Origin of the sequence: Bacillus smithii, assembly GCF_001050115.1 — a bacterium.
GTDB classification, from domain to species: domain Bacteria; phylum Bacillota; class Bacilli; order Bacillales; family DSM-4216; genus Bacillus_O; species Bacillus_O smithii.
In genome coordinates this window covers 564,002-579,611 of the sequence record NZ_CP012024.1, presented here as the reverse complement: position 1 = coordinate 579,611, position 15,610 = coordinate 564,002, and the positions used below count along the sequence as shown (strand labels likewise).

At 41.6% G+C, this 15,610-nt stretch carries 12 protein-coding genes; 6 read left to right on the top strand and 6 right to left on the bottom strand.

The genetic code is table 11. The features are described from left to right. The first annotated feature begins 81 nt into the window (after window positions 1-81). Window positions 82-1,032, top strand: coding sequence for an LLM class oxidoreductase (locus BSM4216_RS02725; RefSeq protein WP_048624370.1), 951 nt, complete (start codon window positions 82-84; stop codon window positions 1,030-1,032). 157 nt (window positions 1,033-1,189) lie between these two features. On the opposite strand, the gene BSM4216_RS02720 is transcribed toward BSM4216_RS02725, so the two are convergent. From BSM4216_RS02720 to BSM4216_RS02695, 6 genes are all read right to left on the bottom strand, one after another. Beyond that, window positions 1,190-2,575 (bottom strand): LLM class flavin-dependent oxidoreductase, encoded by a 1,386-nt coding sequence (locus BSM4216_RS02720; protein ID WP_048622651.1) that lies wholly within the window; start codon window positions 2,573-2,575, stop codon window positions 1,190-1,192. A gap of 590 nt (window positions 2,576-3,165) precedes the next feature. Then, entirely contained in the window at window positions 3,166-4,413 is a 1,248-nt protein-coding gene (locus BSM4216_RS02715) for an MFS transporter (protein ID WP_048622650.1), read from the bottom strand. A gap of 245 nt (window positions 4,414-4,658) precedes the next feature. Then, entirely contained in the window at window positions 4,659-5,996 is a 1,338-nt protein-coding gene (locus BSM4216_RS02710) for a glucose-6-phosphate isomerase (RefSeq protein WP_048622649.1), read from the bottom strand. Between the two features lie 77 nt (window positions 5,997-6,073). Continuing rightward, on the bottom strand, window positions 6,074-6,976 hold the full coding sequence (gene gnd, locus BSM4216_RS02705) for a phosphogluconate dehydrogenase (NAD(+)-dependent, decarboxylating) (RefSeq protein WP_048622648.1): 903 nt from the start codon (window positions 6,974-6,976) through the stop codon (window positions 6,074-6,076). Window positions 6,977-7,061: 85 nt separating this feature from the next. Then, window positions 7,062-8,504 (bottom strand): glucose-6-phosphate dehydrogenase, encoded by a 1,443-nt coding sequence (gene zwf / locus BSM4216_RS02700; protein WP_048622647.1) that lies wholly within the window; start codon window positions 8,502-8,504, stop codon window positions 7,062-7,064. 580 nt (window positions 8,505-9,084) lie between these two features. Next, a complete protein-coding gene (locus BSM4216_RS02695) occupies window positions 9,085-9,483 on the bottom strand; it encodes a winged helix-turn-helix transcriptional regulator (RefSeq protein ID WP_048624369.1) in 399 nt (132 codons plus the stop codon). On the opposite strand from BSM4216_RS02695, the gene hxlA reads away from it, so the two are divergent. From hxlA to prpB, 5 genes are all read left to right on the top strand, one after another. Beyond that, window positions 9,449-10,081 carry a 3-hexulose-6-phosphate synthase gene (hxlA, locus tag BSM4216_RS02690; protein ID WP_048622646.1) on the top strand — a complete coding sequence of 211 codons (633 nt, stop codon included), beginning with the start codon at window positions 9,449-9,451 and terminating at the stop codon, window positions 10,079-10,081. The two genes, BSM4216_RS02695 and hxlA, sit on opposite strands and share 35 nt — an antisense overlap. Window positions 10,082-10,086: 5 nt before the next feature. Then, complete coding sequence (gene hxlB / locus BSM4216_RS02685; protein WP_003353965.1) at window positions 10,087-10,644, top strand: 6-phospho-3-hexuloisomerase; 558 nt, start codon at window positions 10,087-10,089, stop codon at window positions 10,642-10,644. 812 nt (window positions 10,645-11,456) lie between these two features. Further along, window positions 11,457-12,563: a citrate synthase gene (gene mmgD / locus BSM4216_RS02680; RefSeq protein ID WP_003353966.1), complete on the top strand. Its 1,107-nt coding sequence runs from the start codon at window positions 11,457-11,459 to the stop codon at window positions 12,561-12,563. 94 nt (window positions 12,564-12,657) lie between these two features. After that, on the top strand, window positions 12,658-14,106 hold the full coding sequence (locus tag BSM4216_RS02675) for a bifunctional 2-methylcitrate dehydratase/aconitate hydratase (RefSeq protein ID WP_048622645.1): 1,449 nt from the start codon (window positions 12,658-12,660) through the stop codon (window positions 14,104-14,106). Window positions 14,107-14,355: 249 nt separating this feature from the next. Continuing rightward, window positions 14,356-15,279 carry a methylisocitrate lyase gene (gene prpB, locus BSM4216_RS02670; RefSeq protein ID WP_048622644.1) on the top strand — a complete coding sequence of 308 codons (924 nt, stop codon included), beginning with the start codon at window positions 14,356-14,358 and terminating at the stop codon, window positions 15,277-15,279. Window positions 15,280-15,610 lie beyond the last annotated feature (331 nt).

The following is a 15,610-nucleotide window of genomic DNA, read 5'->3' as shown; positions in this document are numbered from 1 at the left end:
GTGATCGAATGAAGCATCAATTCTTCATCAAATGATGATTATTATTCTATCTAATACAAAGAAAGGTATTGAGGTCTAATGATGGAAAAATTTCAAAATCATAGAGGATATAAACGGATGTATCAAGAGAACAAACTCACTCTCGGGCTGTTCTTCCCTATTGAATCCTATATGAGCGACGTCCCTGAAATGAATATAGAAAAGCAAATAAAACTAGCCAAAAGAGCAGAAGAACTAAAATTTGCCGCCGTATTTGCCAGAGACGTTCCTTTACGCGATCCTAATTTCGGCGACGTGGGCCAAATGTATGATCCATTTACTTATCTTGGATTTATAGCCGCCCACACAGAGAAAATTGCCCTGGGAACCGCAAGCATTATTTTAACATTGCGCCATCCGCTCCACGTAGCAAAAGCGGCAGCTTCTGTTGACAAACTTTCCGGTGAACGACTCATTCTCGGTGTGGCAACAGGCGACCGCCCTATTGAATTTCCGGCTTTTTCGGTAGATGCAAATGATCGCGGTACTTTATTTCAAGAATCTATTGCGGTCATGAGAGAAGTATGGGCAAAAAATTTCCCTAGAATTCATACTTCCCGGGTCGACCTAATGAACGGAGACCTTTTACCAAAGCCGAATTTATCCTCCATTCCGGTGATGGTAACCGGTCATAGTTCTCAATCTCCTGAATGGATTGCAGCAAACAGCGATGGATGGATTTATTATCCGCGACCACTTCATTACCAAGCGGAACTGATTAAAAATTGGCGGTCTCTAACAGATGAATTTAAGCCTTTTACTCAATCTCTTTATATTGATTTGACAGAGGATCCGAATCATGTACCTATCCCGATCCATCTTGGATTTAGAATCGGACGCAACTTTCTGATTGAATTTTTGCAAGCACTAAACGACGTGGGAGTCAATCATATCATCATCAATTTGAAATATGGACGACGTCCGGTTGAAGAAGTCATTGAAGAACTAGGCGAATACATCCTTCCTCATTTCCCTGCTTTAACAGAAGATTAAAAGGAGGATCAAACGTCTGTCCATAGTCTATTGAATCGAGCCCCTTTCGTTATGTTTTGAGTCGAGGTTTTAGCCGCTGAATTAATTTCCATTATAAAGCATATTCTTTATAGAGGGAGTGATTGCGCTCCCTCTAATAGTTTTGGTGAAACAATGCTTATGTACTCCTTTGAAAAGAAAAACGATTTCGATACTGGCGTCCCGGGTGATGGTCCGGCAAATGGTCGTATCCAAATAAGTTTTTCCGGAAAGTGCCTTCCTCATATTCCTTCCGCACAAGACCTCGATTTTGTAAAATCGGAATTACATCATCTACAAATTCTTCAAATGTACCCGGTGTCACCGCATAAGCGATATTAAAGCCGTCAACTCCCGTTTCATCCATCCATCGTTCCATCTCATCCGCAATTTTTTCAGGAGTTCCAACCGCAACTTTTCCCATTCCACCTATTCCTACAAATTCAGCGACTTCTCTGACCGTCCATTGTTTCGTTGGATCAATTTTTGTAAATGTCTCGATCGCTGAATGTATCGCATCGTTTTTAACGTATTCAATTTTGTCATCCGGGGCATATCTGGAAAAATCTACACCAGTCCATCCGCCCAACAATGCCAATCCGCCTTCATAACTGACATGGCTTTGATACTCACGAAACTTCGCTTCTGCTTCTTCTTGTGTACGTCCAATAATCGGAGTAAATAAAGAAAGAATTTTGATTTCCTCCGAATTGTGGCCGGCATTTTTCGCTTCTTCACGCAATGCTTCCACATATGTTTTACCAATTTGTTCGGTTGGAACGCTGATAAACACAAGTTCAGCATGTTTGGCCGCAAATTGGCGGCCTCTTTTGGAAGCCCCGGCTTGAAAAATGACCGGCGTCCTTTGCGGTGAAGGTTCACATAAGTGTGCTCCTGGCACCTTATAATATTTTCCTTCGTGTCGAATGTCATGTACTTTCTCAGGATCGGTATAAAGCTTGTTTTCTTTGTCCAATACGACTGCATCATCCTCCCAGCTGCCTTCCCACAGTTTATAAACCACTTCCATATACTCATCCGCGATTTCATAGCGTTCGTCATGGCTGATTTGTTGATCCAATCCGATATTAACAGCGGCACTGTTTAAATAAGAGGTCACAATATTCCAGCCGATGCGCCCTTTTGTCAAATGATCCAAAGTGGACATACGTCTGGCAAATATGTAAGGATGTTCGTAAGTTGTGGATACTGTTAGTCCAAAGCCTAAATGTTTGGTCACTTGAGCCATGATAGGAACAACAAACGCCGGATCATTAACAGGAACCTGTGCCCCTTGACGTACCGCCGGATCACGCGATCCTTGATAAACATCATAAGTCCCTAAAACATCTGCCAGAAAGATCGCATCAAATCGTCCTCTTTCTAATACCTTGGCTAAATGTGTCCAATATTCCGCATCTTTATAGGTGGAAGATTTATCTTTCGGATGCGTCCATAAACCCGGAGATTGATGTCCTGCACAATTCATGTCAAAAGCATTTAAATACATTCTTTTTTTTGTCATTAGATTTCCTCCTAACTGTTTGCGTTCTTTTGATCTGCTGCCTAACATTTCTATCAGGGTAATCACTAGTGATCGGATATTCCTCGATTCATAGCCAATGTTTTTTCGCTTATCATCCATTGGGGGTTGAAGAGAATTACCGGAATCGATCGAAGTTATGAAAATTCACGGGACCTTCCCCCACCAGCCAAGGATGAAAATATCATGATGATATGTTTGCTTTTGAATCCAGTAAGGATTTCAGTTTCCGAACAAACAACTGCATACATTCTTTTCACTGCCTTTCGACATTTGCTGCGAAAAATAGCCTTTCTCCTTATATGCCTTTAACAACTCTTCCATTTTATGAATCTATTTTTCTTAAAAATCTGAATATATTTTATATCTCACGTCCTTTCTAAAAATAAAATTTTTTCATCAAACATTAAAAAAAGAGGCTTTCAATTCAAAGTATTGTTTGAATTGAAAGCCTCTAGTTGTCTAGTCGGCATATTATTTGAGATTATATTAATTTAATTAATCCTATGTGTCAAGTAGGAATTGGTTTTTTACTTGTAAAGATGAGATTAAACGAAAATGGCCAAACGATATCAACGGGAACTCGCAGACTGATTCAAATTCTGATCTTCGTCCAATTTATGAAAGTAATACATGTATAACCATATCAAGCTAATGAAGATGCAAAGCATTCCTAAAAATACTCCAAAAACTTTAGGAGAGATCCTTTCTAATAATATTCCTGAAACAAACATAGACAAGTTAATCAGTGAACTATAGATGGAATAATGTAAAGAAAAAACCTTGCCGATCTTGTCATCATCCGTGTAGTTTTGAATGAAAGTAGTATCAAGAGGAATAATGACTCCTCCTGCCATTCTCATAAACAACAACATCATACATCCAACATAAACAGTAGAAGACAAAACAAAAAATAAGAAAAAGACTCCTTGAAAAAGATAGGCTAATCCGAATGCCTTCTTCATCTTATGATCATCGCTGCCAATGAAATTTTTAACGATGATGCCTCCGCCTATCATTCCGATTCCTTGTATCGTATATAATAGGCCGATTCCTGTACTTCCTGCATGAAAAACCTCTTCAGCATAATAGGTTAAAAATAATTGATAAGCTCCGCCAATCACTCCCCATGACATGCCTACCAATATTAAAGTAAGAATGATTTTATGATGGATGATAAACTGATACCCTTCCTTTATATCCTTATAAAAACGATTGGTTGTATTCTTTTCAAGATTATGCGGTATTTTACTCGAATAAATAAACCATGCAGAAAGAAAAAAAGAAAAACTGTTTATTATAAATGCCGTTTGTATACTCAACAGTTCTGCAACCATTCCCCCTAAAGAAGCGCCAACGACAGACATGAATCCATTCATCGTACTGGACAACGAATTGGCAATCACTATTTGTTCTTTTTTTACTGTATATTTCACTGCTCCTTGTCTGGCAGGCTCAAATAAAGTTTGTAAAATCGATAATAAAATATTCAGTATGAAAATAATCCAAATAAATTTATAGGCGAGTAAAAAACCTAGAACAATGACTCCCCGAATGATGTCTGTATAAAACATAATCTTCTTTTTGCTGTAACGGTCAACGAAATATCCGATAAAGGGGCTCAAAATCAGCTGAGGCAATCCTTTACTGATGAACGTAAGAGCTAACAGAAAAGTAGATTTTGTTTCAGAATACACGAATCCTAATAAGGCGATCGTTTGAAACCAATCTCCCAATACACTAAAAGTTTGTCCATAAAACAATTTTTTAAATTCTTTGTTTTCTTTCAGCAAATACAAAAATGTGTTTTTAGTCTCCATATCATATCATTCCATTCACTCCAGTCGATGTGCTTTTATCATATAACAATATTCTCTTTATTGCCAAAATTACAACATTAATTGGATAGAAGTATTTTCTGCCGTTCAGTGATGGTCACCAGATAAAATTTTCCAATTTCAAAATAGATTATCGAAAAAAGTAAAAGAGAGGGAGCGATTTGACTTCGCTCCCTCTCTTGTTTCCTGCACTTTTATCAACAACAGTGTCTATTTCACTCAATAAATTATTTGGACAACCGTTTCATCAGCGTTTCTCTTTCTGCTTCAAATCCCGGTTTTCCAAGCAGCGCAAACATATTCTTTTTATAGGCTTCCACTCCCGGTTGATCGAATGGGTTCACACCCAGCAAGTGTCCGCTGATGGCACAAGCTTTCTCAAAGAAGTACACCATTTCTCCGAAAGTGAATTCATTCATTTCGTCCAGTTCCACTACCAGGTTCGGCACTTCCCCGTCGACATGAGCCAATAAAGTCCCTTGGAACGCTTTTTTATTCACTTCATCCATCGTTTTACCGGCCAAGAAGTTTAATCCATCGATATTATCCGGATCTTCTTGGATGGTGACTTCGATTCGCGGTTTCTTCACTTGCAAGACCGTTTCGATCAGAAGGCGACGGCCTTCTTGAACGTATTGACCCATGGAATGCAAGTCCGTGGAAAAATCAACCGATGCCGGGAAAAGCGCTTTTTGATCTTTTCCTTCGCTTTCTCCAAACAGCTGTTTCCACCATTCGGATACACAATGAAGGGAAGGCTCATAATTCACCAGCAATTCGATGGCCTTTCCTTTCCGGTACAGAATGTTTCGCACCGCGGCATATTGATAGCTTTCATTGGTTAAAAGATCCGGATGATTGTATTTGCGTGCAGCCGCAGCGGCTCCTTCCATCATTTGATCAATGTTCAGTCCGGCTACGGCGATCGGCAAGAGACCGACAGCGGTTAAAACCGAATATCTTCCCCCGACATCGTCCGGAATGACAAAGGTTTCATATCCTTCTTGATCGGCCAATTTTTTCAAGGCGCCTTTTTCCTTGTCGGTGGTGACGAAAATCCGTTTTTTCGCTTCTTCTTTTCCGTATTTTTTCTCCATGTAGTCCCGGAAAATCCGGAAAGCAATCGCCGGTTCGGTCGTAGTTCCGGATTTCGAAATCACGTTGACGGAGATGTCTTTTCCTTCCAACAGCTCCAGTAAATGAGCCATATAAGTCGAACTGATATTGTAGCCGGCAAAATAAATTTGAGTCTGATCGTTCATTTGGTTATGGAAGCTATGGGACAACGCTTCAATCGCTGCCCTTGCCCCCAAGTAAGAGCCTCCGATGCCGATGACCACCAAAGCATCCGAGTGGCTTCGAATTCTCTCCGCCGCTTGTTTGATGCGCGCAAATTCGTCCCGATCATACCGGAACGGCAAGTCCACCCAGCCCAGAAAATCAGAGCCGGGTCCCTTCTTTTCATGAATCATCGTATGAGCGACTTTGACAAATTCGCTGAGATTTTCGATTTCGCTTTGTTTCATAAAGGATAATGCATTTGAGTAATCAAAAGAAATGGACATAGCCTACTCCCCTTTTCTTGAAATTGTTCTCCATTGATCAGGTCAGATGTTAAAATCTTTCCTTTTATCATGGTTCTTTATTTGCCGCTTGCTTTTTCCACCGCATGTCCGCCAAATTCATTGCGCAAAGCGGCGACGACTTTTCCTGTAAAGGTATCGTTTTCGAGCGAACGATATCTCATCAATAAAGACAGGGCGATAACCGGTGTGGCCGTTTGTAAATCCAGAGCCGTTTCCACCGTCCATTTTCCTTCACCGGAAGAGTGCATCACGCCTTTGATGCCGTCTAATTTCGCATCTTTCGAGAAGGCGCGTTCGGTTAATTCCATCAGCCAGGAACGAATGACGGACCCATTGTTCCATACTCTCGCGACTTTTTCGTAGTCAAAATCAAAGTCGCTTTTCTCCAACACTTCAAATCCTTCTCCAATGGCGGCCATCATCCCGTATTCAATGCCGTTGTGGACCATTTTCAAGAAGTGGCCGCTACCCGGTTTACCGGCATATAAATAGCCGTTTTCCACAGCGGTATCCCGGAAAATCGGTTCCACGATCTTCCAAGCTTCGGGATCTCCCCCTACCATATAACAAGCCCCATGGCGAGCTCCTTCCATGCCTCCGGAAGTACCGGCATCCATGAAGCGGATGCCCGCTTCTTTGAACTCGTTGTAGCGACGAATCGACTCTTTATAGTGGGAATTCCCCGCTTCGATGACAATATCGTCTTTTTCCAAAAGTGGCTTAAGGTCGCTGAGGACGGAATCTACCACACCATGCGGCACCATGATCCAGACAATTCTTGGCTTTTCCAACGAGTCCACCAATTCTTGTAAGCTGGAAGTTCCTTGAGCGCCATATTTTTGGATTTCTTCCACCGCCTTGGGATTGACGTCATACGCCACCACTTCGTGGCGATGGTCGATTAAGTTTTGGCCTAAATTCAGCCCCATTTTTCCTAAACCGATTAATCCAATTTTCATCTAAATACCCTCCTTCACTTGTTTTCCAATCGTAGTTTCTGATTTTCTTTTCATCATGCGGGGAACCCCCCGCCTATTGGTTTTACTACCAACGAAATCCGTCCTCTGCCAATAATTGTTGAGAGGCCTCCGGCCCCATGGAACCGGAAGGATAGGAATGGAGAGGAACCAGATTTTCTTCAAAGGCTTCTAAAATCGGTTGAACCCATTTCCAAGACAACTCTACTTCTTTCCAATGAGCGAAGAACGTCGAGTCCCCAAGCAAAGCATCGAACAGCAACAGTTCATACGCTTCGGGTACATCCTTCTGATTCGCCGAAAAATCGACTTGGACCGGTTCGATTTGATCGCGGTGGACCGGATTTTTCCGATTGAGTTGGAACGAGACGCCTTCCACCGGATTGACATGAATCACTAATAAGTTTGGCTCCGCTTGTTGAGATTCAACCGTATGCGAATGTTTAAATTCAAGGACAATGCGGGTCGATTTTTCCTTCATTCTTTTTCCCGTACGGATATAAAAAGGGACTCCCCGCCAAGCATCGTTGTCAATCCATAAGCGTGTCGCCACAAACGTATCGTTCGTGGAAGAAGGCGGAATGCCCGGCTCTTCTGTATACCCTACAACAGGTTCCCCTTGAATCTCCCCCGGTCCATATTGTCCGCGAACGACGTGTTGGCGGACGTCTTCTTTCCGCAATGGACGAAGGTTTTCCAAGACCTTTCTTTTCTCCTTGCGAATGTCTTCGGCGCTAAAGCGGTTGGGCAGCTGCATGGCCGTCATCATCACCAACTGCATCATGTGATTTTGAACCATGTCTCGAATAGCGCCCGCTTGATCATAATAGCCGGCTCTTTCTTCCACTCCCACCGTTTCACTGGCCGTAATTTGGACATTGGCAATATGTTGATGGTTCCATAGCGCTTGCAGCGCCGGATTGGCAAATTTCAACGCTTCCAGGTTTTGAACCATCGACTTGCCAAGATAGTGGTCAATCCGATAAATTTCTTCTTCTTCAAAAAATCGGCTTAATTTTTCATTCAACTCTTGAGCCGATTTCAAATCGTGTCCAAACGGTTTTTCAATAATGAGGCGTTTCCACCCTTTAGTAGAACCCAATCCACTTTGTTGGATGTTTTTCGCAATCACGTCAAAAAAGGTTGGCGCAACAGAAAGATAAAACAATCGATTTTCAGGAATGTTCAATTCCTTCTCACGCCGTTGAACCAGTTCGAGCAAAACATTAAACCCTTCTGCATCGGTTACATCCAAACTGCAGTAGCGGAAGGCATTCAAAAACTCTTTCTTTCGGGAATCATCCACAACGGGACGTCTAGAAAATGTTTTGATTGAATCCTCCACCAGCGCTTGAAAATATTCATCCGTCCAATCTCTTCGACCAACACCAATGACGGAAAAGGAATCTGGCATTTTTTGATCGAGAAATAAATTATATAAAGCAGGGAATATTTTTCTTTTCGCTAAATCCCCTGACGCTCCAAACAAGACCAAGCTCATAGAATTCATTTATATCCCTCCTGATCAAACAGACTCTAAAACGTTGGATCCCCTTGCTTTGAAAACAGGCGATTTCATTTTTTCCATACTTGACCAGATAGCAAGACCAAATCTCTGATGAATTGGATCTTTTTTCCATTTCGGTCATTTCTCTCACATCCGACATCTAAACTTTCGTGAGAATGTATACGAGTTAGTTTTCTCTTTCATATTCAAACAATGCCTATTCAAAATAAATTCTGCCTTCCAACGCCTTAGAGATAGAAAGAACATGCTTTCATGCATGCTTCATTGTTTCAGCAATGGTAAGTATAATACGTATCGATCGAATTTGTAAGTACGCACTTTTTAATCATATAGTTACAAAAATAATATATAGTGTAAATAAAAATACCTACTCATCTTTATAAAAGGTAATGTATAAGACCCAAATGGATTCCAAAGCTAGCGGCTTTTAAAGTATGAAGCCCGATTTTCGAAAGGAACATTTCTAAACAAAAAAGGCCACGAACAACAACATTTACAAGAAAAGTTGTTGTTCGTGGCTTTTTCATATCTATATTTTTTTCATCCTGTTTTAGAATGAACTTTATTTATTAACGACTTCTTTTGTTTCTGTTGTTTCTGGATGTTGGCCAAGAACCGTTTCCATATAATTTTTTCCCCATTGATACATGGACTCAAGAATCGGCATCAAGCTCTTTCCATACTCTGTCAAAGAGTATTCTACTTTCGGCGGAACAACAGGATAAACTTCGCGATGAACGATAAGGTCTTCTTCCAGCTCACGCAATTGGTTCACCAGCATTCTTTGTGTAATACCAGGCATAAGAGCTTTTAGTTCGCTAAATCGCTTAGTTCCCTCTCTGCCTAAATGCCATAAAATCAGCATTTTCCACTTTCCGCCGATGACTGCGAGCGTTAATTCTTTTTCACAAAGGAGTGAAAAAAGAATGGAATTACAATTAGCATTAGATTTAGTTGACATTCCAGAAGCAATAGAAATAGTAAAAGAAGTTGAGGAATATATTGATATTGTCGAAATCGGTACTCCGGTTGTAAAAATTTGGGGGCTTGAAGCCGTTAAACAAATGAAAGAAGCATTCCCAAATCTAAGAGTATTAGCTGATTTAAAAACAATGGATGCCGCTGCGTATGAAGTGATGAAAGCATCCGAAGCCGGCGCCGATATCGTGACCGTTCTTGCAGCTGCTGAAGATTTAACCATCAAAGGCGCTGTAGAAGAAGCGAAAAAACAAGGCAAACAAGTCCTTGTTGACATGATCGCCGTAAAAAATTTAGAAGAACGTGCAAAAGAAATCGATGCTATGGGCGTAGATTACATTTGCGTTCATACCGGCTACGATCTTCAAGCAGTAGGTAAAAACTCTTTTGAAGATCTTAAGAAAATTAAAGCTGTCGTTAAAAATGCAAAAACAGCTATTGCCGGCGGTATCAAATTAGAAACACTGCCAGAAGCTATTAAAGCACAACCAGATCTTGTCATTGTCGGCGGCGGTATCGCTGGACAAAAAGATAAAAAAGCTGTAGCAGCTAAAATGAAAGAAAAGTTACAACAAGGTTGAGGCCTATGAAGACGACTCAATATTTAGGTGAAATCTTAAAAGAGTTAAGTCGTACGGTTGATCTCATTTCGGATGAAGAAGCAGAAAAATTAGTAGATAAAATTCTCGAATCCAAGAAAATTTTCGTAGCCGGCGCCGGCCGATCTGGATTTATGGCGAAATCTTTTGCCATGCGAATGATGCACATGGGATTAGATGCCTATGTCATAGGCGAAACCGTCACTCCCAACTATGAAAAAGAAGACCTTTTAATTATTGGATCGGGTTCGGGAGAAACGAAAAGCCTAGTTTCCATGGCAGAAAAAGCCAAAAAAATCGGCGGAAGCATCGCAGCAGCCACCATTTTCCCCGAATCGACCATTGGTCAACTGGCGGATATTACTGTAAAGTTACCCGGATCACCAAAAGATCAATCGGATAACGATTACAAAACCATACAACCAATGGGGTCGCTTTTCGAACAAACATTGTTATTGTTTTATGACGCCATCATCTTGAGAGTCATGGAGAAAAAAGGATTGGATTCCAATACAATGTTTGGAAGACATGCTAATTTAGAATAGAGTTTCCTCTCTCGAACTTTTAGAGACCGTAAATGGTTCTTAGAACGATTTGCGGTCTCTTTTTGTAGAATAGTTTTCATATTTTATTCTTATAATGAAGCGATCCTCCTTCCCTCCCTTTCCCCTTTTTTCTCTTTAGAGGAAGAATGACAAGAAGAAGCACGCATTTTTATTCTAAAAACGGAGTTAAATAGGTTGTATCAACTGATATTTCCATTATAAAATAAAAGAAAATTTATAATTTTTTGTTTTATTTTTAAAAATGTGATATAGTATAAATGAAAAAGAAATGCTGTGTTATATATCAGGCATGATGATCATCAATCGTTGAAGCGGCAAAAAATCCGACGATCCGCTTCTATGAAAACCGGCATCGTGGCATCATCAGCAAATCTACCTGATTGGAAACGGCCGAAACTATAAAAATAGGAGGTGCTAAGAGCAGAGATCAATAGGAATTTTCAAGAAGTCCCATAGGGATTTCAACTTTTTGAAAGGAATCTTTTTTCTATTAGACCGGAATTCTATTAGATTAGAAAATCTTTGCTTTAAGAGAAATTTTTAAAACAGACTTTTTGAAAGCGTTTAATAAGCTAGGATTAAATCTTGACACTGCGAAAACTAACTCTTTCTTCGCAATATCAGTTCATATTCATGTGAGCTTGTTTGTATATGTCAGCAAAGATTCACACTGTCACATCCTATGATTCGAGGCATAAACTAATAAAAAAATTGCAGATGGGCAAATCCATCACACTACCCAGAGATGAGAGGACCATAGAATACAGAATATTCTGAAGGAGTGAAATAATTTGGAATTTCGTCCTGGATTAGAAGGCATTATTGCTGCTGAAACCGGAATTTCATTTCTTGATGTGGAAAATGAAGAGATTGTTGTTCGCGGGTATGATTTGATCGAGTTGGCAGAAAACAAGACGTATCTTGATGTTGCTTACTTATTAATTGAAGAAAAGCTTCCTTCTGATCAAGAAAGAGCTCGTTTTGAATCGGAAATTAAATCAAACAGCGATCTTCCAAAAGAGCTGATTGAAATATTGTCGCTCCTCCCTAAAACGACGCACCCAATGGATGCTCTTAGAACCGGCATCTCGGTTTTATCCGGCTTTGATTCTCTTATCGACGATCGAAGCGAATCCGCCAATAAACAAAAAACGATCAAGCTGCTTGGCCAAATACCGACCATTGTCGCAAGCAGTTATCGATTAATGAACAATCAACAAGTAGTTCCAAGCGATCCGAAGCTTTCCTACACGGCGAATTTCCTTTACATTCTCACAGGAAAAAAACCGACGGAACTGGAGGCGAAAATTTTTGATCGCTCGCTCGTAGCCTATATCGAACATGAAATGCCGAATTCCACTTTTACAGCCAGAGTCATATCTTCCACATATTCTGATTTATATGGCGCACTGACAGGAGCCGTTTCCTCTTTAAAAGGGCACCTTCACGGCGGAGCCAACGAAGCCGTTATGTATATGCTGGAAGAAGCCGGAACGAAAGAAAACTATGAGAATCTTCTCCATCGTAAATTAGCGAATAAAGAGCGGATTATGGGATTTGGCCACCGGGTCTACATGAAAAAAATGGATCCACGGGCATTGTTGATGAAAAAAGCGCTTCAATCATTAAGCGAGGCACGCGGAGATACGCGTCTGTTGGAAATGTGTGAAGCGGGCGAAAAAATTATGCGGGAAGAAAAAGGTCTGTATCCTAATCTGGACTATTATGCCGCTCCCGTCTATTACATGCTGAATATTCCGATTGAACTTTACACACCTATTTTCTTTGCCGCCCGAACAGCGGGGCTATGTGCTCATGTAATCGAACAGCATAACAACAACCGTCTGTTCCGGCCACGCGTCAAGTATGTCGGCGAGCGCCATCTGCAAACGAACTGATCCTAAACAGATTTATACGCTCACCAGTAGAGGAATTTGGGCAGAAATTCCTCTCCTTTAATTATATCATTTTACTTTAGAAAGGAAGAGGCCGATGGGTGAAGTTTTAGTAAAAAATAATGAAAAACAACAAGTGGATCCTTTGCTCAATGAAATTGCGGATTACGTATTGGATAAAGAAATTAAAAGCAATGAGGCTTTCGAAACCGCTCGCTATGTGCTCATAGACACGCTCGGCTGCGGAATTCTTGCTCTTCGCTACCCGGAATGCACCAAACTTTTGGGGCCTATCGTTCCAGGTACGATTGTTCCAAACGGATCTCGTGTTCCGGGAACATCATACGTATTGGATCCGGTACAAGGTGCGTTTAACATCGGCTGTATGATTCGCTGGCTTGATTATAATGACACATGGCTTGCAGCAGAATGGGGACATCCTTCCGATAACTTAGGCGGTATTTTAGCAGTTGCTGATTACATCAGCCGCTCGAACGTTGCCCAAGGAAAAGAACCGTTAAAAATGCGCGCCGTGCTGGAAGCCATGATCAAAGCTCATGAAATTCAAGGAGTGCTCGCTCTTGAAAACAGTCTGAACCGCGTTGGTCTCGACCATGTTTTATTTGTCAAAGTCGCTTCGACAGCCGTTGTCACAAAGCTTCTCGGAGGAAAAAGGGAAGAAATCATTAACGCCCTTTCCAATGCCTGGATCGACAATTCGAGCTTACGTACATATCGTCATGCTCCTAATACGGGTTCACGCAAGTCATGGGCTGCCGGTGATGCAACAAGCCGTGCCGTTCGCCTGGCGCTGATGTCCTTAAAAGGAGAAATGGGCTATCCAACGGCTCTGTCCGCTCCAAACTGGGGATTTGAAGATGTGCTGTTCCGTGGACAAAAATTGAAGCTTGCTCGCCCATTTGAATCGTATGTCATGGAAAACGTACTGTTTAAAATTTCTTACCCTGCAGAATTCCATGCTCAAACTGCTGTTGAATGCGCGATTGAACTTCATCCTGAAGTAAAAGATCGTTTAGACGAGATTGAAGAAGTGACGATTACGACACATGAATCCGCCATCCGTATTATCGATAAAACCGGACCGCTTCACAATCCGGCCGATCGCGATCACTGCATCCAGTATATCACTGCTGTCGGTCTCATTTACGGCGACTTAACGGCTGATCATTATGAAGACGAAATCGCATCAGACCCAAGAATCGATGCACTTCGTGAAAAAATGACCGTCGTGGAAAACAAACAATACAGCAAAGACTATCTCGATCCGGAAAAACGTTCCATCGCGAACGCTGTTCAAATTCGCTTTAAAGACGGAACGGGAACGCGTCAAGTCGTTCGGGAGTACCCAATCGGCCACCGCTTCCGCAGAGAAGAAGCCATACCGAAACTATTGAAAAAATACGAAAGCAACCTGGAAACCCGGTTCACAGACAAACAAATCAATCGTATTCTGGAAGTTTCTACGGATCAAGAACGCCTTGAAACAATGAATGTTCATGAATTCGTCGATCTATTCGTCCTTTAACACGTTTCAAAAGGAGTCTCCTGCTTTCATCACCAAAATGAAAGCAGGAGATGAATCGGGCTTTTCGAAACTCAAGACACCTCCCGAACCAGAATGGCGATTTGAATATGGCCTTCATGGTGTCATAAAACTCCCGCTTCAAATGAAACACCGTGGAGGGTGATTTGTTATTTCATACTAACTAATTGCAAGCAATGGATATGAATTCAAACAAACGAATGGTCTTAATCATTGAAAGAAGGTGGTTTTATGGTTTGGGTTGTTGAACACGAATCAACACAAGAAGAGTTGGCAGAACGGTTTCGAACTTTAATGAACGCTCCTGACATTTTGCAAATTCCCGGGGCACACGATGGAATGGCAGCCCTTATAGCCAGAAAGGTCGGATTTCAAGCCCTTTATTTATCCGGCGGAGCCTTTACGGCAAGCCAAGGGCTGCCTGATCTGGGCATCGTGACATCTGAAGAAGTGGCTCGTCGTGCCCGTGAACTCGTTCGAGCAGCCAATCTGCCTGTTCTCGTAGACATTGATACCGGATTTGGCGGTGTCCTCAATGTAGCCCGAACGGCTCGTGAAATGGTCGAAGCTCGCGTGGCGGCCGTTCAAATCGAAGATCAGGAGCTTCCTAAAAAATGCGGTCATTTAAATGGAAAAAAACTTGTATCCGATGAGGAAATGATGCAAAAAATTCAGGCCATTAAACAAGTGGCACCGTCTCTTGTGATCGTCGCGCGAACGGACGCTTATGCCGTGGAAGGACTCGACCGAGCGATCGAACGGGCGCAGCGATATGTAGAAGCAGGAGCAGATGCCATTTTTCCGGAAGCTCTTACGAAGAAAGAAGAGTTTTTGAAGATGAAGCAAGCCGTTTCGGTCCCGCTTCTTGCCAATATGACAGAGTTCGGGCGTACACCTTATTATACGGCTGAAGAATTTGCGTCTTTCGGCTATGCGATGGTCATTTATCCTGTTACTTCGCTTCGCGTGGCAGCAAAGGCCTATGAGCGGGTTTTCCAAACCATTCTCGAAACCGGCACGCAAAAAAGCGAACTGGACAATATGCAAACGCGAAAAGAATTGTATGAAACAATTCATTATTATGATTTTGAAGAACTCGATCAAACCATTGCCAAAACGGTTCTTCCGGATGAACAGCCTTTACCGGACGATTGATCGATTCATCCCCTGCCACGTACAATTCTTTTCAACGTGGATGGAAAAGTTCTGAATCTTTCAATCATCCAATGATTTGTTTTCTTTCGTTGTCATGAAATAAAGAGAAGCAGTTGACCATGCCGCTGCTTCTCTTTATTAAACATGACGAGTGCATAAGATTCACTAACGAATAACCTCTTTTTCAAATGTACAAGCATTCGAATCTTTTAATATCCTTTTTTACATCAAGAAATCTATTCTTCCCATTTTGTGAAAATCCCTTCTTCGTTTCATTTTGAACCATCTTCTTATTCTCCGTCCGTATCCAACAAGACAAGTTGGACTCAAA